The sequence below is a fragment of the Providencia sp. UF-183 genome (assembly GCF_058246155.1).
This window is the reverse complement of record NZ_JBSICD010000001.1, coordinates 217,438-237,917: the sequence shown is the minus strand read 5'-3', so window position 1 is coordinate 237,917 and position 20,480 is coordinate 217,438. Positions and strand designations below refer to the sequence as shown.

Annotated in this window: 18 protein-coding genes; all 18 read right to left on the bottom strand. The window is 39.2% G+C overall.

Going from position 1 to position 20,480, the window contains the following annotated elements:
- Positions 1–2: 2 nt before the first annotated feature.
- The 18 genes from AC4IFT_RS00970 to AC4IFT_RS00885 all read right to left on the bottom strand — a co-directional run bounded on the left by AC4IFT_RS00970 (position 3) and on the right by AC4IFT_RS00885 (position 19,920).
- Positions 3–803, bottom strand: coding sequence for a MaoC family dehydratase (locus AC4IFT_RS00970; RefSeq protein ID WP_490735134.1), 801 nt, complete (start codon positions 801–803; stop codon positions 3–5).
- Positions 800–2,053 (bottom strand): beta-ketoacyl-[acyl-carrier-protein] synthase family protein, encoded by a 1,254-nt coding sequence (locus AC4IFT_RS00965; RefSeq protein ID WP_490750395.1) that lies wholly within the window; start codon positions 2,051–2,053, stop codon positions 800–802. The genes AC4IFT_RS00970 and AC4IFT_RS00965 overlap by 4 nt, the downstream gene beginning before the upstream one ends.
- Positions 2,050–3,480, bottom strand: coding sequence for an efflux transporter outer membrane subunit (locus tag AC4IFT_RS00960; RefSeq protein WP_490750394.1), 1,431 nt, complete (start codon positions 3,478–3,480; stop codon positions 2,050–2,052). Before AC4IFT_RS00960 ends, AC4IFT_RS00965 begins: the two co-directional genes overlap by 4 nt.
- A complete protein-coding gene (locus AC4IFT_RS00955) occupies positions 3,477–5,450 on the bottom strand; it encodes an ABC transporter permease (RefSeq protein WP_490750392.1) in 1,974 nt (657 codons plus the stop codon). Before AC4IFT_RS00955 ends, AC4IFT_RS00960 begins: the two co-directional genes overlap by 4 nt.
- Before the next feature lie 2 nt (positions 5,451–5,452).
- Positions 5,453–6,631 (bottom strand): efflux RND transporter periplasmic adaptor subunit, encoded by a 1,179-nt coding sequence (locus AC4IFT_RS00950; protein ID WP_490735142.1) that lies wholly within the window; start codon positions 6,629–6,631, stop codon positions 5,453–5,455.
- Positions 6,632–6,633: 2 nt separating this feature from the next.
- Complete coding sequence (locus tag AC4IFT_RS00945) at positions 6,634–8,826, bottom strand: peptidase domain-containing ABC transporter (protein WP_490750391.1); 2,193 nt, start codon at positions 8,824–8,826, stop codon at positions 6,634–6,636.
- Between the two features lie 5 nt (positions 8,827–8,831).
- The gene (locus tag AC4IFT_RS00940; protein ID WP_490735146.1) at positions 8,832–9,788 is read right to left on the bottom strand and encodes a lysophospholipid acyltransferase family protein; all 957 of its coding nucleotides are present in this window, start codon (positions 9,786–9,788) and stop codon (positions 8,832–8,834) included.
- Positions 9,785–10,471 (bottom strand): DsbA family protein, encoded by a 687-nt coding sequence (locus AC4IFT_RS00935; RefSeq protein WP_490735148.1) that lies wholly within the window; start codon positions 10,469–10,471, stop codon positions 9,785–9,787. Before AC4IFT_RS00935 ends, AC4IFT_RS00940 begins: the two co-directional genes overlap by 4 nt.
- Before the next feature lie 79 nt (positions 10,472–10,550).
- Positions 10,551–10,751 (bottom strand): DUF4762 family protein, encoded by a 201-nt coding sequence (locus AC4IFT_RS00930; protein ID WP_490735150.1) that lies wholly within the window; start codon positions 10,749–10,751, stop codon positions 10,551–10,553.
- 114 nt (positions 10,752–10,865) lie between these two features.
- On the bottom strand, positions 10,866–12,563 hold the full coding sequence (locus AC4IFT_RS00925; RefSeq protein WP_490750390.1) for a PglL family O-oligosaccharyltransferase: 1,698 nt from the start codon (positions 12,561–12,563) through the stop codon (positions 10,866–10,868).
- A gap of 17 nt (positions 12,564–12,580) precedes the next feature.
- Positions 12,581–13,144, bottom strand: coding sequence for a fimbrial protein (locus AC4IFT_RS00920; RefSeq protein WP_490735154.1), 564 nt, complete (start codon positions 13,142–13,144; stop codon positions 12,581–12,583).
- Positions 13,145–13,152: 8 nt separating this feature from the next.
- On the bottom strand, positions 13,153–14,274 hold the full coding sequence (locus AC4IFT_RS00915) for a fimbrial protein (RefSeq protein ID WP_490735156.1): 1,122 nt from the start codon (positions 14,272–14,274) through the stop codon (positions 13,153–13,155).
- A 2-nt stretch (positions 14,275–14,276) separates the two neighbouring features.
- Positions 14,277–14,891, bottom strand: a complete 615-nt coding sequence (locus tag AC4IFT_RS00910) for a fimbrial protein (RefSeq protein WP_490735158.1) — start codon at positions 14,889–14,891, stop codon at positions 14,277–14,279.
- Positions 14,892–14,901: 10 nt separating this feature from the next.
- A complete protein-coding gene (locus AC4IFT_RS00905; RefSeq protein WP_490735227.1) occupies positions 14,902–15,609 on the bottom strand; it encodes a fimbrial biogenesis chaperone in 708 nt (235 codons plus the stop codon).
- 87 nt (positions 15,610–15,696) lie between these two features.
- Positions 15,697–18,165, bottom strand: a complete 2,469-nt coding sequence (locus tag AC4IFT_RS00900) for a fimbria/pilus outer membrane usher protein (RefSeq protein WP_490735160.1) — start codon at positions 18,163–18,165, stop codon at positions 15,697–15,699.
- 75 nt (positions 18,166–18,240) lie between these two features.
- Positions 18,241–18,780 (bottom strand): fimbrial protein, encoded by a 540-nt coding sequence (locus AC4IFT_RS00895; RefSeq protein WP_490735162.1) that lies wholly within the window; start codon positions 18,778–18,780, stop codon positions 18,241–18,243.
- 85 nt (positions 18,781–18,865) lie between these two features.
- Positions 18,866–19,408 carry a fimbrial protein gene (locus tag AC4IFT_RS00890; protein WP_206082842.1) on the bottom strand — a complete coding sequence of 181 codons (543 nt, stop codon included), beginning with the start codon at positions 19,406–19,408 and terminating at the stop codon, positions 18,866–18,868.
- 191 nt (positions 19,409–19,599) lie between these two features.
- Positions 19,600–19,920, bottom strand: coding sequence for a helix-turn-helix domain-containing protein (locus AC4IFT_RS00885; protein WP_490735165.1), 321 nt, complete (start codon positions 19,918–19,920; stop codon positions 19,600–19,602).
- Positions 19,921–20,480: the final 560 nt, after the last annotated feature.

Genomic DNA, 20,480 nt, shown 5'->3' with positions numbered 1-20,480 from the left:
TTTTACGCATTCACTTTTAAAGTGATTGAATTACTGATTAATTTATTTTCATAACTACCAACAATATTGATGCTCATTAATAGTCCGCTATCTAAATCCCCCATCACTAGTGCTGGTAAAATTTGAATTTTCATCGGTTTAGGTTTACTCATCGGGGACCATTTTTTCAGAAGATCGCTATCAAAAATCACTTCCTGATGTGTTTGTACGATGGGGTAGCGGGAAAAAATATCTTTTAGGGTTGCGCCTTCTGGCAGCCATTTTGAGATACTTTTTTGTTTTAACAATGAATTATCACCAATCAAATATTGAAATAAAATTGCATCCATAAATTGCCATTCATATATCTCCATTGGATAAAGTGGAAAAGATAACTGTAATTTGGCCATATCCTCCGATGAAATATGTCCCCCCCAGTCCGCTACATCCATATTTAAGCCATCAACTGGAGATAATTGACAAGTTAGGCAATTTTGCTGTTCTTCGGTGGATAAAACGGCGACAGAACCCAGTTTATTACGCGCAACTAAATCATAGGATTTATCATTCCATAATGGGCTTCGTAGCCGTACGGCACATTTAATAAACGCTGATTTTGTTCTTTGTTGAGCGTCTTGTGAGTCGTGAAGAAACCGCTCACTCGCAAATTGTTTCGCATCAAGCAATGCCCGCATTCCATGGACACTTAGTTGCTCTCCACCTGCTGCTTGCACCCACTTAAGATCAAAGTGAATCGGGTTATAGTCTCCAGAAAATTTAGCCCACCCTGCTGCATCAGCTAATGTGTAATACAGCGCTCTCATTTCGCGCTCTCCAATATCAGCGCCGCATTTGCACCGCCGAAACCAAAGCTGAGATTCAACGCTCTTTCTACTTTTTTGAAACGGTGGTCATTCGGAATATAATCAAGGTCACATTGTGGATCAGAGTTATGAAGATTTGCGGTTGCTGGCATCACGCCATGTTCCATCGCTTGTAAGCAAATAATGGTTTCAAAGCTCCCCGCTGCCGCAATTAAATGCCCGCTATATGATTTCGTGCTGGAGATTGGAATACCGTAAGCGGCTGCCCCTAAGGCTTTTTTAAGCGATTTTGTTTCATTCAAATCATTTAACGCCGTCGAAGTACCATGGGCGTTGATATAATCTAACGAAGCCGGTGCTAGCCCCGCTTGCTGTAACGCCATTTCTATCGTTTTAATACGGGCTACACAGTCTTCGGCGGGTGAAGTAAAATCAAATGCATCTGAATAATTTGCATACCCAGTAATTTCACCCAATATCACCGCCCCTCGGGCAATTGCACTGTCACGCTCTTCTAAGCATACGACCGCTGCACCTTCAGATAATACAAACCCACTGCGATCCGCACTAAATGGGCAACTAGCACGCGTAGGGTCTGTTTTTTCTCGTGTTAAAGCACCTAATACGTCAATATTCCACACAGCGCAATCTGTACGTAATGATTCGCCCGCCCCCGCTAACATCATAGAAGCCCTGCCATTACGGATCACTTCAAACGCATCCCCAATTGCGATAGTCCCTGTAGCACAAGCCGCTATTGTCGTATTTTGATATCCTCGTAAATTCCAAAATTGGCTACATGCTGCCGTTGTGACATTTGGCATTGCATAAAAACAGTTGAATGGGGATGTCATGCCTGTTGCATCAAACTCACTTACCGACATATAGCTTTCGTCTAAACCTGCCCATCCTGTCCCCATAATTGCGCCGCACATAAGAGGGTCATAAAACTCAGATGGCGAGCGCCCAGAAAACGCCATTTCCATAGCTTCTCGAGCTGCCCCTAACGTTAGGCGAGTATGCCTTGGTAACCGACGGCGAATAGCGGCAGGTACACCTTTTAAATTGGGTTCATCATCAATTAACCCCAAAAAATGGCTGTGGATATTTTTATCCGTTTTATCAACGTAACGGTACCCTAATTGTTTATCCATGATTGCTTGCCAACATGCCTGCGCAGTTCCGCCAAGGGGAGTGACAGCACCATATCCTGTCACAACAACGCGTTTTAATTGGGTCTTTTGGTTCATGATTGGTTGTCCTCGTGATGAACGCTACCACCACCTTGTGCTAGCCAAAGTTGCAACGTTGCATAAAGATAATCGTATTGGTTCTGCGCTAATGAGTTTTCGATGGATAACAAATCATCCTGCGCATTAAGTAGTGTTTGATAGTCAACAGCGCCAGCGCGATAACGGTTTCCCGTGAGTTTTAATCTTTGCTGGCTAAGGGATAATGACTGCTGTAACTGAGTCCGTATTTCATCCGCAGTAAAACGCGCCTCCATGGCATTATCGATTTCAGCGAGTGCGCTATAAGCTGTGTTTCGAAATGACACTGCCGCATGTTGTACCTGCAAATCTGACTGTTCAATAGTCAGTTTTACGGTATTCCATTGAATAAAGGGGAGTGAGAGGCTGCTGCCAATAACACGAGTAGGATCACTAAACCATTGAGAAAATAGCTGGCTTCCTGCATTAAGCGCACCTTGAAGGGACAGCGTAGGATAGAAACTCAGCTTCTCAGCATCTGAATTAGCCAGTGTAGAACGCAAACGTGACTCTGCGGCTTGAATATCTGGCCGTTGAGCTAATACCGCTAAAGGCGTCATTCCCTGAATTTCAACTCGCAGGTCACTATTAAGCGAAGATAATTCACTCACATGCTGCTCTGCTGGGCGATTTAACAATAGTGCTAAGGCATTACGTGAATTCTCACGTTCCTTGGTAAGCCGACGCAATTCATTCTTACGGCTAATTATCGTTTGCTCTGATTGCAATAAATCTAATTGGCTTACTTTTCCGGCTAAGTACCAAGACTGAATGAGTTGCTGACTTTTCTGGGCAATTTCCTGACTTGCCGTTAGGTTCTTGATTTGTTGATTTAATAGCGCAATATTCCAATATAGCTGTGCCGTTGTGTTGATTATCACAAGTGTCGTTGCATGGTAATCTTGCTCGGTGGCGACAGCCTCCCACGCATTTTTTTCACGAATACGAGCCAGCTTTCCCCATAAATCAATTTCATAACTTAATGTTAAGTCTGCGCTATAACTTTCTTGTGGCGAGGTGCCATGGCGAATTGATTTTGTGTTGCTCGCAGATCCCCCTAATGAAAAATCAGGTGTTATATTGGTATTTGCTAAACCTGCCGTATTGCGAGCCTGCTTTAATTTAATTGCAGCTAATGCTAAGTCATTATTATTTTCTAAAACCTGATTAATCAGTTGGGATAACTTGGGATCATTAAAGTTTTCCCACCAACGTCCTGCGGTATTTTTTTGCTTATCAGATGACATAACATCATTCGCACTCGATGAGTGTTGAATTTTATCATCCCATTGATGAGGTAAAATAAGTTCAGGACGTTGGTACTCGGTGCGGGTAAAGCTCCCACATCCACTGAGTAAACAGATAAAAAGCACCACTGAGCCAAAATAAGGCGATTGTATTTTCATTCCCGTGCTAATGCCTCCGTTGGGTTAAGCTTGGCTGCCCTTCGAGCGGGGAAATAACCAAAAACTAAGCCAATTAACGCAGAGAAGCCGCAAGCCAATAACACAGGTAACAGTGTGAATACCATGGTAAATTCAGTCGTGATATACGCAAAAATGCCGCCTGCTAACCACGAGCCTATAATCCCAATGAGCCCCCCTAACGAACAGATCATGACAGCTTCAATTAGAAATTGGTTCATGATATCCGCAGGCCTCGCTCCCACTGAAAGGCGGATGCCTATTTCATGGGTTCGCTCCGTGACTGAAACTAACATAATATTCATAACACCCACCCCCCCGACTAATAAGGAGATGGCTGCAATCGACGTGATCAGTAATGACATAGAATCAGAGGTTTTTTGTAACGCACTAGCAAGTTGGTCATCAGACTGAATAAAAAAGTCTTTTTTTCCATGTTCACGCAGTAAATGCTTTTCGACCTGTATTTCGACTTGTTTAGTGGCTAACGTTTCAGGAAAACGTAATGTGATATATTCAATGGGCTTATCACCGAGAATTCGCTGCTGAAGAGCCGAGTAAGGTGCCCACCCCATAACATATCCGCTGGACATTTTCGGGCCTGGTTTGCGCGCAATCCCAATGATCCGCCAAGGTGAACTGCCAATTTGAACAATTTGGCCTAAAGGCTCTTCATCGGGTGCAAATAAAATATCCCGACTGGCATCATCCAGCACAATAACAGGCTCACTGTCATTCACATCTAACACACTGAATTGATTTCCAGACAACATCTGAATACCTTGAGCAGCAAAGTATTCATCAGAAACACCATTTAACATGATGGAGTAATCGAGCCCTTTATTGACAGCGACTGTCATGCTGCTGACAACAGGCGAAATAGACTCAATCCATGGGAGCTGTTTTAGGCTTTTAATATCATTTAATGATAATGCCCGTTCCATATCTGGCCGCTTTGCCCCCCATCCTGTGCCTGGACGGATTTCAAGCGTTGTGCTGCCTAACTTACCAATTTCATCCATAATGGCACGTCTCGCGCCTTCCCCCACCGCCATTGATGACACTACAGAAGAAATGCCAATAATAATGCCCAACATAGATAAAAAAGCGCGCATCCGGTGCCCTAATAATGCACGCCAAGCCATACGAATAGACTCATAAATACCGCGCCAAAGTGATGCCCGACCATTATCTTTAACAGAAGGAAGATTATGCTGAGCACGTGCTTGCGCTTGTGAGAGGTTTTGATTATCCGCGATAATTTGCCCATCGCTGATTTCGATAATACGTTGAGTTTGCTCAGCAATATTTCTATCGTGGGTCACAATCACCACGGTATGGCCGTCTTGATGAAGTTGATGCAAAATATTCATTAACGCATGGCCACTCGAACTATCCAAAGCGCCCGTTGGTTCATCCGCTAAAATGACTTGCGCGCCATTAATTAATGCACGACACACACTGACCCGCTGTTGTTGCCCACCAGATAATTGATATGGCTTATGGTTCAAACGAGCTTGTAAACCGAGCTTATCCGCTAAAAGCTGAATTCTGTGCGCTCGCTCATCTTCAGGCATGGCGGTATACAGCGCTGGAATGGCAATGTTTTCTTCAGCGCTGAGATAGGGCATCAAATGATAGCGCTGGAAAATAAACCCAAGGTATTGGCTTCGCAACTCAGCAAGCTGCTCACTGCTCGCCTCATGAACAGGGATACCATTGATAAAAACTTCGCCACGAGACGGTTTATCTAAACAGCCGATAATATTCATCAACGTTGATTTACCAGAGCCGGAAGCGCCAATAATGGCAACCATTTCTCCTTGATTTATCGATAGTGATATATCATTCAGCACAGGAATAATTTGTGTTCCAGCCGAAAACTCACGATAAACATGGTGAAGCTCAATAAGAGGGCGAGATGAAGATAACGTTGGTGTTATTATCGTCATGATTAACTCGCTATTTTCTCTTGCTGAACAACAACCTGCTCACCTTCAGCGATACCCTCCAGAATCTCAACAAAATGGCGATCATTAATGCCTACCTTGACGGTTCGAGCTTCTGTAACTTCATTTTTGATAACAATGACTTCATATTGATTAAGGCCCAGAGAGCGGCCTAACGCACTGACAGGTAAACGCAACGCGTTTTTAGCTTGAGCAACTCGAATAAAAACCTGTGCCGTCATCGAGGTTTTTAATGCGCGATCGGTGTTATCAACCTCAAATGTTCCATTGTAATAAATCGCGCTATTTTGCTGCCCAGCCGAATTATTATTACGCTCATCAAGGGCTTCAGGCGGGATAGGTTGCACGTAACCCATGGTGCTTTCGTATTGTTTTTCAGGATTTGCAATTACATAGAATGTTAGTGGCTGATCAGGTTGAATTTTTTGAATATCTGCCTCTGAAATGCGGGTCTGCACTTGCATCTTATCTAAATTAGCCAGCACTAATATCGTAGGTGCCGTTTGTGAAGAAACGATAGTTTGCCCCTCATTTGCAACAATGCCCAATACTTCACCACTAATTGGGGCCACAATGCGGGTAAAGTTCAAGTTAGCTTGAGCCGTTTGCACATCCATTTCTGATTGTGTGATTAATGCTTCATTAACGCTAACTTGCTGTAATTGCGCTTCATATTGTGCTTGTGCTTGCTCATATTCACTGCGAATACCCGAACCGTCGCGCTGCATGATTATCTGGCGTTGATAGGCTTTAATGTATTGAATGAGTGTTGCTTCTGCTGCACGCTTTTGTGCTTGTGCACTCAATAAGCGTGCCGTCGCATTTTTAAGCTCAGACTGCTGAATTGTCGGGTCTATTTCAGCTAATAATTGTCCTTTACTGACCCTATCGCCTTGCTTTACAAATAATTCTCTAATTTGTCCATTAACCTGAGCACCCACATTCACTTGAACAGACGGCTTTAACGTACCAGTCACCATGACCACTTTTTCAATATCACCCCGATCAACCGAAAGAATAACTCGATTTTGTGCGCTTTCTGTCGGTGCTTGCCACACAAGACTCGTCAACACAATGACAAGCAACAACGCGATAAGACCAATCCAAACACGAGTTCGCAAAAATAAATGTAAAACTGTCGGTTTCACGCGAGGAGAAGTCATAATCAAAACTCTCCTGCACTGGCAAGCAAAGACGTTGTAGGCTGAGGTGCATCATCACGATTACCACCATCGTTTCTGATTAGTCCTTTTTTATGTAATTCCCCCTCAGCAATGCGATAAGTTGAATCAAATCTTGTCGTGATTTCCTCACTGTGCGTCACAACAATCAGGGTTTTCCCTGTTTTTAGGCAATGTTCCTGAATTGTTTCTATAACGATTTTTGCCGTTTCTTCATCTAAGTTTGCGGTAGGTTCATCCAGTAAAAGAATTGGCCGAGAACTGTAAAGTGAACGAGCTAGCAACAAACGTTGACGTTGACCAAGAGAAAGTGCGGAGTGGCTTTCCCTAATCAACGCATTTAAACCACCTGGCAACTGACTCACCACTGAGCCTAACGCCAATTTATTGAGTAAGTTTTCGATTGTTTTGCGATCTTTTTCGCGGAAGTTAGGGTCAAACAACGTGATGTTATCTAACACAGTTGCATTGAATAAAATATCCTCTTGGCTTTGTAAGCAAACAAGTTGCGTAAGCTGCTGTACGCTTACAACCTCTTCATTTGACAAACATTTTCCTTGCTGAGCACTAAATAGCCCTGCAATAATTCTTAACAAGGTACTTTTACCTGCCCCAGATTCACCCACAATGGCGACTTGAGCACCTGACGGCAAATCTAGCGAGATATCATTTAATATTGGCTTCGATGGGTCATAGCTAAAATGAATATTTTCGAATCTAAGGTTCGGGGCTCTACCTGCTGGTGATATTTTTTGAGGTGAGACCGTGCTTTCCTCGCTTTTTTGAGGAAATAAAGAGTGAGCGCGTGTATCAATAATATGCAGCTGAGATTTGTGGATAATCGCATAAAAAATTCGAGTAACATAGGTAGTGAAAATTTGACGCAAAAAGCTATAAGCAAAAAAATCGCCTAAGGAAATCAGATCATTAGCAACCATCGGTAGTACAACCAACATAAAAATAACCATTTCGAGGCTACCTGTTAGCTGGTAAATACCATCTTTAATTTGCTGGTACACATTTCGACGCTGCATACAGGTAAATAATTCACGGCTTAGCCACGCAAATTGCGCCTTACGTTGATTCTCTATTCCTGCTGTTTTTATGGTCAGAATGCCTTGTAAGGTTTCCATAAAAAAGTCATTAAGCTCAGCGGCTTTAAGCTGTAATTGCTGAGTGTACCAACGGTCGCGGATTATTGCCCACACGCTAATGAGCCCCATCACTGTCACCCCTGCCGCTGAAATAACGGCAAGGACAGGCGCTATCCAAAACATCACACCCAATGCAATGGCACAAATAATCCAATCGGTTCGAAGCCCATTATCAAGCTCAATTTTCTCAGTTAACGCGCCCTGCCAAGCAACAAAACGACTAAAAATATCCCCTGGTGCGCGTTTTTCAAAAAATCGTAAAGGGTTACTCATTAACCGCGAAAAACCCACACCACTGTTAATTAACACAAAGTGTTTAACAAACCGCTCGCTTATCATGCGAACACCTAGCGCAAGTAGCGTGGCAACAACAAACGCGACAATAAACCAACCATAAGGAAACACGGCATTTTTAGCATCTGAAAAGGCTTGGTTGATGGCATTACTCACCATCGCAGGCATTAAAAATAGTGTCAGCGAAACGAGGAAAACAAAGGTCATTAACCAATAAATGCCTCGCACCTTAGCGGTTTCTTTCAAGCTCATCGCATGAGGTACTTTCTGTGTGGAGGCCTTATTTGTACTGTGTCCGGAGGAAAGTGATTCGACTTTTTCCAATGCCGTATCCGGCTCTAAAATCAGCGCATAACCGCTAATTTCGGCTTTTAGTGCAGAAAATGGCAACCACTGCTGCCCTATCGCAGGGTTCATTACACAAACATTGTTTCCCTTACGATAAGCAAGTACGACAAAATGATTTGCGCCATAATGTAAAATCGCAGGAAGCGGCAAACTATTTAATTCATCATGTTCAAATAAGACAGGTGTAGTTGAGATGCCATAGTTTGCTAAAATTGAGGAAAGATCGATCAATGAAGTTCCATGATCGGATGCAGGGTGAACTTCCCTCAATGCATTAAGAGAAAGTGAAAGGCCTTGAGTTTGAGCCAACATCGCAATGCATGCCAAACCGCATTCATTCGTTTCTTCTTGAGCGACAAAATTTGGAATAGTATTTTTCATTATTATTAGTGACTAATAAAATAAAGTGAATGGCTATGCCATAAAAGCCAGTCATTAGGATATTCGCGAATTGAATTTTCGATAATAACGGGCATTTTTGCTGCAACATCTTTTGCAGCAACAGGTGGATGTACCTTGATTTTTAAGCCGTTCTGATAATACAGATGATAAAAAACGACCTGCGCTGAAATCGCATTAGATAAACGTACAACCCCATTATGTAATTTCGCTGCACGACCAAATAACTGGCACGATAATTTACTCGACATCCCTTCTTCAGTTTGAATGGTGTAATCTGGCGTGATATCTGGAAATACAATCATATTTTTCTGGCCCGTCGCAGTTTCTGCCATTAAAGTCATTAATTGAGTCGCTAATGACTTATTGTCTTGATGAATTGAGCAATACGATAAATTCACCTGGCCTAATTCACGGGCAGAGGCATTGTATTTTTGTTGCTCCGCACTGGATGAAACTACGACCGTAGCGTTGCCTGGAGTAACCCCAGCGCCGACTACCGTAGCCAGAACATCAGAAACCATATGTAATGGCGCCAAAACAATCGGTTTTTTTTGCTGATGCAAAGGTGCGACAACACTATCAAGGGCAAGAATACAAGCTTGTAATTGCGCCATAATTTGGCGATTTTGCCCCCATGTTGCGGCTTCTTCCAAAATAAAGCGCTGTACTGCTATCCATCTCGCATCGACGTTGCCATTCGTCTCCACTAAACTGCGGTAATTTTGCGTTGCAACCTTGTTTTGATTACGGTACTTGCGACCGAATACTCCGATTCGGCAACCTAATTTAGCCATTAGCAAAACAGGGGCAATATAACCGCGACGCAAAAGAAAGCGAAAAGAGGAGATCCCATGGTGGCTGAGATTTTTATATCCTTTTGTAAACGGTATTAAGCAGCTTTTAGCACTGAACACCGTCCAAACAATTAAAAACCGGATCACTGTGACGCCTTATTGCTTTTTTCCATTAATTCCAACATATAAGCTGAAAATTCAGGGAAATCACGATCCTGGTAAACCACATATCGTTTATTAATAATAAATGCGGGGGTACCTGTGATTTGGTAATACTGGGTAATATCAGCCATATATTTAATACGTTCTTTAACTGCGCTGGATTGGCTAACTTCAAAGTATTTAACTGGGTCAATATCGTGCTGCTTTAACCATGCATCTAAAATATCTTTCTTGGTTAAGTCCAATTTCTCATTAATGACTGAGTTATACAGTTCCTGGCGCAATTTAGCTTCTACACCCATTTCGTCAAGAGTCGCAAAAATAGGCGCGTATGCCGCAAGCCCTAAGTTATTATCCATTGCTAAATGAATGGCTTTAAACGTAATACCTTCTGGGAGCGCTGTTTCAAACTTAATCATATTTTCATGGGTTAGTGCACAATAATGGCAACCATAAGAAAATATTTCTATGATGCTATTATCTTGCTTTATTGGGCTTGATAAAACTTGTGCGTTAGTAAACTCAACAAAAGAAGAGTCATCTAAATTATTATTAGAAAATGTATTAAAAATAAAAATATGGTAGAACAAAACCGTCATGAGTGAAGAAATCACAGCAACTAATACTGTGTAAATTGTAATGGTTATTGGTTTAAAGTTCATTTTCATAACAGTTATTCCAATTTAAGGTAATAATATACATGGGGATCCATCCCCATGTATTAATTAAAAATAGCTAAATCAAATATTATGGTTTAACTGTGCCTGAACAGTTAGCTGCATCAACATTTTTTGCTTTGTACGTTTTATTACCATGCTTGTCAGTACAAGTTGTAATTAATTTACAAGAAGATACACCGCCAACAATGATACTTTCATAAGAATCAGTACAAACTTGTTTAGTTCCACCAACTACAGCAGCAGCTTCGATAGCATTTAATGTTTTCATATTATTTCCTTTTAAGATAAATATTAATTAATAAAACACATATCTATTGGTAATAGATTACCAACAAATTCTTTAGAATTTTTTATTTTTAGAAAAAAGAACAATAATAACCAACTAAAAATTCAATTGATTTAATCTTTCATTTTCGCCAAACAAATAACTCGCCTTATATCTAACTTCTCTTGCTTTATCCTTTTCCCCTAGCTCATTTAGAACTAGAATCCAAGAAACATAAATATTAATATCAGGAGATGAACTTGATGCTTTCATTGCCCAATCATTAAATAAATTAAGGTACTTAACATCCTGTGTTTCGTTATAGTGTAATAAATAGCCCATATTCAAATCAAACAGGTAACGGTCATATATCAATAAATAGTTAAAATTATGATAAGCTGGCTTTTCTATTGATAATAACGTTTGCTGCCCAGTTTTTTCTATATAGGTTAAATATTGTTGCGCTTGAAATGTCATGAATAACAAAACGACTGACAAAGCTGAGCAAAATATAACAGTTCCTTTTGAAAAGTAACTCACCATATTATTTAGTTTATATTCTTTATTTGGTGAATCAGCACATCGTAATAATAATATTAAAACTATTCCATGAGGCATTGATAACCACAATGGAAACTCTGTCATCATATGAAATACTATCGGTAAAGCTACTACACAATAAATATAATTTTCATTTTTATTTTTAAATGTAGATAGCAGTAAAACTACACCACCAATAATAACTAAAACTGTCGCAACAAGCCCAACAAAGCCACCCTCTACCATCCAACGTAATATTTCATTATGTGGATGAGACATTATTCTTTCATTAGTTTCTAGTAAACTACCACCAAATCGTTCTAAAAATACTGACTCAAAACTTCCTACGCCCCATCCCAACAATGGTTTTTCACTAAAAAGATATAAACTGTGTTGCCATAAAACCCATCGAATACGAGATGTATTTAATTTACTTTCAGTTGCATCTATTATATTAAGGCCATTTTTTATTCCATAACCAATAATTAAACCAAGAATAACAAATGCAAAAACAAATAAAACATTCTTACGATAATACTTTGCAAATAAATAAAAAACAATAAAAATAAAAAATAAATTTAAATAACCTGTTAATGATTGAGATAAAGGTAAAGTTGCACTCATCAAAACCAAAGCAGCAGTAATAAAGCCTACTAAAGGCCATTTAATATTCTTTATTTTAATCAATAAACCCACTGCACTTGCAATTCCCACACAAGTGAAGCTAGAAAAAACATTAACCTGTTGAAATACTCCATAAGGCCTATCTCCATTTAAAGGGGGATAAGGCAGTCCTATTACTGGCAATAGATTAAAAACTTGAAGCATTGCCAATATACTTTCTATAGTAGCAGCAATAAGTATTCCACAAAGTATAATTTCACGGCCTATGCTTGAAATATTAAACTGAATTAAACCCTGATAAAATATTAATATCCCTAATATCCAATATGCTGTTAAGTAAGCATTGTAACGATAATTATCAGGCGAAAAAAAGCATAATGCCATTAAGATTATTAATCCTAATGAAATAAAATTACTTGCTATCGAATAGGTTATACCCTTTTTTTTTATCTGCAAAAAAGAAGCTAACAGCACAAACAATGCCAGAAAAAAAGCACTAATAATATTTAATGGTAATGAAAACCCAGCACCACCTAAATTAGGAAAATAGACATGAAGTATTATACCAAAAAAAATAACCACACAACCTAACACTACCCACTCTGGCTGCTGATATAAATATTGTTTTTCTCTGTTTTCTGTCACACTCATCGTATTGCTTTTACTTATTATTGATAATTTAATGTGTAATATGCTGTACTGTAAAACTGTCCGTATGTAATAGTTTGATTACTTCGGGCCTCTGGTTCAGCTTCAACATAAGCTTTAAATTGAAGTTCTGTATTATTATCATTCAAATTTTGTACCAATGATGGAACATTTAACTCTATCGGTGTTTCATTTAAATTTAATAGCCCAATCCCGATCCCACTCGCTTCACTTTTGTCATTAATCGCTAAATGGTCAGGGAGATTGATATTTTCTATTCCATTAAATGTTACTGTTACTGCGTTAAATACAGATGTATTACAGTTTGTTAAATGAATCGAAAATAATAAGGGCTTTGATTTACCTGTTGAATAAAGCTCCTTTACTGAAACCTGTTTAAAATCTACAGGCACCTTTTCGCTGCCTGGTGCTATTTGGCAAGGTGTAACCACCACATTACCCCTAAAGGAATAACTCCCCATATTAGAATGAGTAATATCTGCAATCGCCTGATTTGAACCAAATAAAAAAAGGCAACATACGGATAAATAAATTGTGTTTAATATTTGATTATTATTTTGCATTGTTAACCTCATTGAAATTCAGCGAGGATCGTACCTGTCGCTGTAAATTCACCGTCATCCACTGTGCTACCTGGTGCTGCAATTGGTGCCGCAGTTAAATTCCAAGTACCTTGGTTGTTATAGAATTTAGGCATAGTGTAGGCTTGATTAGGTTTAATTAATGCTCCCGTCAGGTTCTCTTTAACAACAATGCCAAGGTTTGTTCGCTTCACACCATTTTTTAATGTTCCATAATAATCCGTATTAAAATCGGCTTGGCCTGAAGCCCCTGGAAGTAAAGACAGCTTGATGTTCAAATCCCCCGTAGTAAAGCTTCCGCCTCTACATTTCACTGGAATATCAAAAGATTCTGCATAATTAATTCCATTTAATTGTTCACTCGTGTTTGCAACATCTTTAAAGTTAATATTAATTGGATTTCCATCATTTATCGTACATTCATCAGCAACAGTGATAATCCCAGCCGCCAGTACAACACGTGTTGAGGGAATTGGTGGGTAAGATGTTAATCCGTTAGTTGCGGTTCCTTTTTTTGCAAATACTTGAACGAGTTCAGCTTGATTGATGGTGATCCCATTAATAATCGGTTTCTTTAACCTAAATGTTATTGTTCCGCTAGAGCCTGTTCGAAGCGTTGTTGCATATGGGCGGCTATTTGTAACCGTCGGACGACACTCCATGGGGTCAGAGCCACCATTCCATAAGTTCGGTGCAGGAACAGCGACTTTTCTAGGCTGTGTTCCACCGAGTTGGATTTCAACTTTTACATCGAAATACTCATTTAAAGTCAGATAACCCGGATTTTGCATTGATTTGGGTATGGTTGACATTAAATCAAAGGTCATCCCAGAATCGGGATTGTTATTACCGGGCCCGCCAGGCTGCATGTAAGTTTGGCAATAAATATTAAAATAAGGCCAATCTGTAACATTAAAATCAAATACTGTCTCCGCGTCTTTCTCATTTATCAGAAGTTGGTTATTCATTCGTGCCTCAAATGTATAGGTTCCACCATCGGGTATTACAGACCCATGTGGATATGCCAATACAGATTGAGGTAACAATGCCGCAGTTATTAAACCACTCGCAATCGCTATATCTTTTAATCTTTTATTGTTGGATATAGACATTGTTATAAATACTCCAGTTTTAACCTAACTAATCCGCTAAAATTACCTGCTGAAACAACTTGGCTTGTCGCTTCTAAAGATGCGTTTAAGGTTATATTATTGTCCCCGGGTTTAATTACCCATGAACCTTTAGGTTGGTTAAGCATTAAATTCTCATGGTCTTGGCTAAAGATGCGCAAACCAGCGCCCTTAGCTCCACCACTAATTCGTACTAAATCTGGGTTATAAAAATCCGAGTCTCCCGCAATGCTCAACGAAACCGCACTCTCACCTGTTAGGTAATAACGCTGACCATTTTGCGTTGCTTCCCCTGCCGAATTTACAAAAGATTTAGATGCACCACGCTGGCAATCCTTAAGTCTTACGCTAAAAGTCACGGGTGTACTTCTATCGCCAATGCGATGAAATGACCGTGCACTTACTTCGCCTAAATCAACATATTGTTCCTGTGTATTTAATTCGAGAACACAAGGTGATGCATATACACTCCCTTGAAAATGCACAGTACTGTGTACATCCAGTAAGGTTTGACGCGAAGTTTTATCATCAGCCATTTCTGCAAATACAGAAAAACTTCCTAACCCAAGTAACATAAACCCTAAGTATTTAATTTTCATGCGAATACTCCTAGCGTGGTTGTTGCTCCGGTGGTAGTGCTTTACAGATATTTCCATTACAACTGTATTTCAGTTCTGGATGGCCGCCGTAATCATTCACATACATCATGGTAAAACTGTCGCCTGCGCCATTGACCTTAATATCTAAGTGAGATTTAGGCGCAACCATTACCCCTGGAAAATCTGTCAGTTTCTTTCCGCCCTCAGTAACCAATTTATTATTCAAGCTAATAATGGTGACAAAATAAGGTGTTGGATTTTCAGCACGCCAGTTATTTCCTTGCTTATGAAATGTCACTTGATCTTGCCAAACTGCACTTTTTGATGTGGGAATAATTGCCGTTGGTCGATAAAATAATTTGATACGCGATTGCATCGCCAATTGTAAGACATTTGGTTTATCTGGCTTTGGTGGTACTTCTCTCACATTTAAATAAAATAAACTTTCGCGATCTTGAGGAAGTTTATCTATTTCTGCTGTTTTTGAGACTCGGGCGACACCTTTTTGTCCACCATTAATTCTCTGTAATGGAGGCAATACAACTAATGGAGATGTAATTTTCTTCCCATTTGCATCTTCAACCCAAGACTGCGCTAAAAAGGGAATACTTGAACTGGTGTTTGATAAATTAGCACTCGAAGAGGTTTCTGCACCGGTAATAATCAACCGTGTTCTATCTAGTGATATTCCTGCATATGATTGGCTTACTCCAACCATAGCCACCAATAAACCACCCACCCATTTTTTTATACAAATCGCCATTTTTTATACCTTATTTAAAAACTTGTTCTGATTGTCATTTCATTATTGGCAAGGCAGTAAAACTGACATACCTGGATTAATTTTTTCAGGCAATTGAATTTTACATTGCGCTTTTCCACCCCAAGAGACCGTTAATATTTCTTTAGGATTTACAGCCATCAAATATGCCAATCCATCTTCCATCAGCATTGCAACATTAATGCCATCAGCATTAGTCACATCCGCACCAAAAGGTGGCACCGTATTATTAAAGCGAATTGTGGCAATTATTTTTTCACCTTGAGCTACGGCAAATCGTTGATAACCAATCGCTCCTTCCGTCAGTGTTGAAGTTGCAATCGCTTTGTTGGTGTCTACATCGCTATTTAACTTATCCACATCAATACGCGTATCGAAGCTGTAATAACTCACAATATCTGGTACCACTGAAATTCCTGCCCAGTTTGTTCGTGTCTTCTCATGGTTAAATGGCACACCACTGATCCCATTTGTGTCCACCATGATCCGCGCAGTGTCTGTTGTCGCGCTACTGTTGTGTAGTGCAGCACCATAAGCCGTTGCGGTGAACCCTCCGCGCAATGTCCCATTAATGGATGCAGTTTGCCTTTCTTGATAGCTGACATTAGTATTCACCTCAGCAAGCTGAGTGCGTTTTTGGTAATAGCCATCAAACTGTACGCGGTCATCACTACTCCGCCCGGCTCTTACTCGCCATAAGTTATTGAAATCTCTATTATCACTATACGACAACATATGACTTGTTTTACTTCCGCTATTTTGTAAGTCGTACCCTGCCCAACGGCTATCACCAACAGGTACTGACACGGAAAGAGACACACTGTCGTCACGCCTTCCCCGATAATCAGAACGATAAGCAGCAATATTTGTTGATACACCGTCTATGCCAAATAACCGAAATGATCGACCGACAGACAAGCCATATCTATCTTGAGAGGTTTGATCCCAGAAAGTTTGATGGGTATAAGTTAAAAAGAGTGTTGTTCGCCAATCAGGCTCATCCGCCCAAAACGTTTTGTTAGCCGTAATGGTATACATCTCTTTTTGGCGTCCAAAGCCTAGATATCGGTTTTCACGCTCATCTAAATACTGTGAGAGGGTACGGAATTTATCTTGAGAAAAGCGATAGCCAGCAAATGTGATCGTACTATTAATTTCATCAAAAGATTTTGAATAACTCAGACGAAATGAAGACCCTGTTTCTGTATTTTCACCAGGAATGCGACTAACCGATTGTGTTACATCCGCAGACAAAGCCCCGAATGCTGACAAGTCACGTCCTAATCCTGCTGAAAGTGCGGTATAATCCCTCCCAGCAAACAAGATCCCACCAATTAGCGACCAGTTATTACTTAGTCCCCAAGAAAAATCCCCTGTCGCAAACATAGGCCCTTCCGGCTTATGGTTGAATCGAGATGGCTTACCAACTGAAGCGTTATATCGGACATAACCTGGGCGAGTTAAATAAGGAATATTGGCTGTATCAACTTGAAAAGTAGATACATCACCATCATCACCTTCAACTCTAACATCCAAGGTTCCTCGAACTGAGCTTTGCAAATCTTGAATACTAAATGGCCCAGCAGGTACTGTCGTTTCATAAACAACACGCCCAGCTTGGGTTACTATGACCTTTGAGTTACTTTTGGCAATACCATTAATTTGTGGCGCATAGCCTCGTAAATTTGGTGGTAACATGCGCTCGTCACTACTCAAATTAAGACCTGTATATCGAATAGTGTCGAAAATTTGGGAGTTTAGATAAATTTCTCCTAGCGTTAATTTAGCCGCCATATGAATTAAAGGGCGATATGCATAAAACTGATTCCAATCGAATTTTCTATCACCACGTTCGTTGTAATTTGCTTGGTAATCAGCTCTAAACCGCCATGCACCTAAATTAAATCCAGTTTGACCATAAGCAGATAAAGAATGTCTATTTGTGTGCCTGACTAAAGAGCGTGAAATCGAACCATTCAGGTTATAATCGAACAATAAACCTGAAACACCTGTATCCCAACGCTCAGGCGGAACCCAGCTTGGATCTGAATACTTCATCCATGCTTGAGGCATTGTGATATCAAGCTTACCTTCGAAGTTATTAATTTTGACACCCGATATAGGTAAAATATTCGAGCATTCTGGTGAAATCACCTGAATTTTCTTTAATGCATCTTCTTTGAGTGCCAGCATCTCAACTTGTGCCGGCGTAAAACACACGAGGGTTTTCTCGCTATCCTGAGGGTCAATAATATAGGTGACTTTTTGCTGCGATAATGACTGTCCATTAATATAAACATCTAACAGGTAGGTGCCAGGAAATACAAAGTTGTCTTTAGAAAAGCGAGTTAAGTCAATATTATTACGATCCCCGACATCCAATACATCAGTATTAAACTCAACAATATCGCTTGCTAGCATATTTGGTGAATAGCAAAGCATTGCAATATATATTGCAAAAATCTTTTTTGTATTTCCGCTAAAAATAATCATTGTAATTTACTCTGTATTCACTAGCCATTCAAAAAACAATCCGATTTCCAATGAAATCGCAAATCCATTTTTTCTTTAAAAATAATCCATTCTAAATCTTAAAACCCCAGTGAACTCACCTGCTTTAATATATTTCTGATAAGCAACTAATGTAGCGGTAAATTCCAAACTACTACGCCCCTCAAGCAAAGTATAATCAGGCAGCTTTGTATTCAACTTTAGAATCTCACCATGAGAATTTTTTAATTGAATACCAAAACCTTCTGAATCACCATTAACTTGAAGTAATTGACCACGATCAACCGTGCTTCCCATCATCGTTATTTGCGCTCTTGATGCACTACCTTTATCTTCGGAAGGAAGCGTACAACCGACTAGCTTTATATTAAAATTTTTACTCAAAAGTAAATTAGCATCAGGCGTAATTTCACGTGCACTCACTTCACCGAAATTAATCCAAAGCTCTCGGCTATCGGGATCGATATTACAAGAAGCCTCAATTAATTCACCTTGCATAACAATATCACCGGGGGTGTTATTTACAACGCCTCCCCAGCTTAATAAGGGCCATAATAAACTAGAGCTTAATACTATTTTTTTAACTCGAATTATCATGGGTAACACCGCTTTAATTATATTTTTAGGTTCAGTATTGCGGAGTATTTAATACTCCGCATACAATCACTAAATTAGTTCCAAATTATTGGTAATCGATTTGGAAGTTAATTGTAGAATCGAAGTTACCTGGAGTAACAGCATTGGATGCGTTATCAGATTTCAGGTATGCAACAAATGGGATTGTTGTTTTACCATTAGTTAAGTTAACCGCTGTAGAAGCTTGACCCCATACAACATCTTGATTTCCATTATCTCTTAAACCAATACCTGCACCGCTTGCAGTTCCTGAAGTAAATGCAGCTAATGCGCTATCATTCGGATTTACTGTAGATGGCGTGTAAGTAACCGTTGCAGTTTGAGCTACTGTAGTATCACAACCTTGCAGAACGATATCTTTTTTAACATTACCTGCACGCTCACCATTTTTTAAATTTGATACAGGAATTTGGTAAAAATTAACTTTAACAGGGCTTGACTCTTCGCTTAAACCACAAGCAGAGTTAACTAGCTCACCTGTAATTTCAATTGTACCGTTAGTTGGGGTACCTGTATAAGCGGCCATAGCTGCAAATGAAGCAAAACCTGATGCTAATACTGCGCCGACTACAAATTTATTCAATTTCATATTAGTTAATCCTATATAATATATTTTTTGCACATAGTTGTTCATAACAACTTTAGATAAAAATAATCATTATTTAATCAAATAATATAATGATTATTCTTAATAAAGTTATCATTTAAAATCTTGGTTTTGTTTTTTAATTTTATCTATTAAAGGCAACCATATCCTTGTTTTAAATTTATGCTTTATTCTTAACGCCACATTTTCTTTGTGTCTTTTTCCAAAATTGAATAATAATTAGACTCATTTCTTATTATGGTTTGCAGGCGTTCATTATCATGCTTATCGATTACATGATTAAAAAAGTCTCGCCATGTCTTATTAAATAATGTTAATATAGTGTCCATCATTTCAAATGTTAATTTAGTTCTCCCTGTCTCATATCGAGATATTTGTTGTTGACTCACATTTAACTTTTTTGCAAGTTCACGTCCTGTAAGGTTCTGTTCTTTTCTTATCCCTCGCAAATACTGTCCTATTTCTATATTTATTCCATTAGAAAAATAAGTCATTTAATTTAACCTTTTTTTTGAGTAATACATTTTAGGGAGTCTGTTAAATTTCGAATGATTATATGTCTGAATATTTTTTTTGTATAATTGATAGTGCGAATTGATTTTTATTAAAAAAACTCACCACCCTATTAAAATTAAAAACTGTTACAGTGAAATGACGCTTAAATTAAATAACTCTTTATTTACAATGAGATACACTTGAATTTGGTAGAAACACTTAGTGTGATATTTACAATTAGATACATTTAAAAATATTAGCATATACTTTTAACTCATCTTATGTTTTTTCAGCTCAAAATTTAATCAAAAAAAACAGTATATAGACATTTAAATACCCGAATTTTGAGTTAAACTTATTTCTTATTTTTTTTTAAGACTTATCTTAGCCTTTAAATAGATAAAACGCTTAGCTAGCTGAAGAGTATTTTTGGGACTATCGTTATGTTTTTAAACATCATAGTGAGCGGGTTGGGCTGCTTGGTAGGAAATAGAAACTCGTAATCAAAAATTACCTTTATTTATAAACGTGTTTCTAGTGAGTTAAGTTTGCTGAGCTA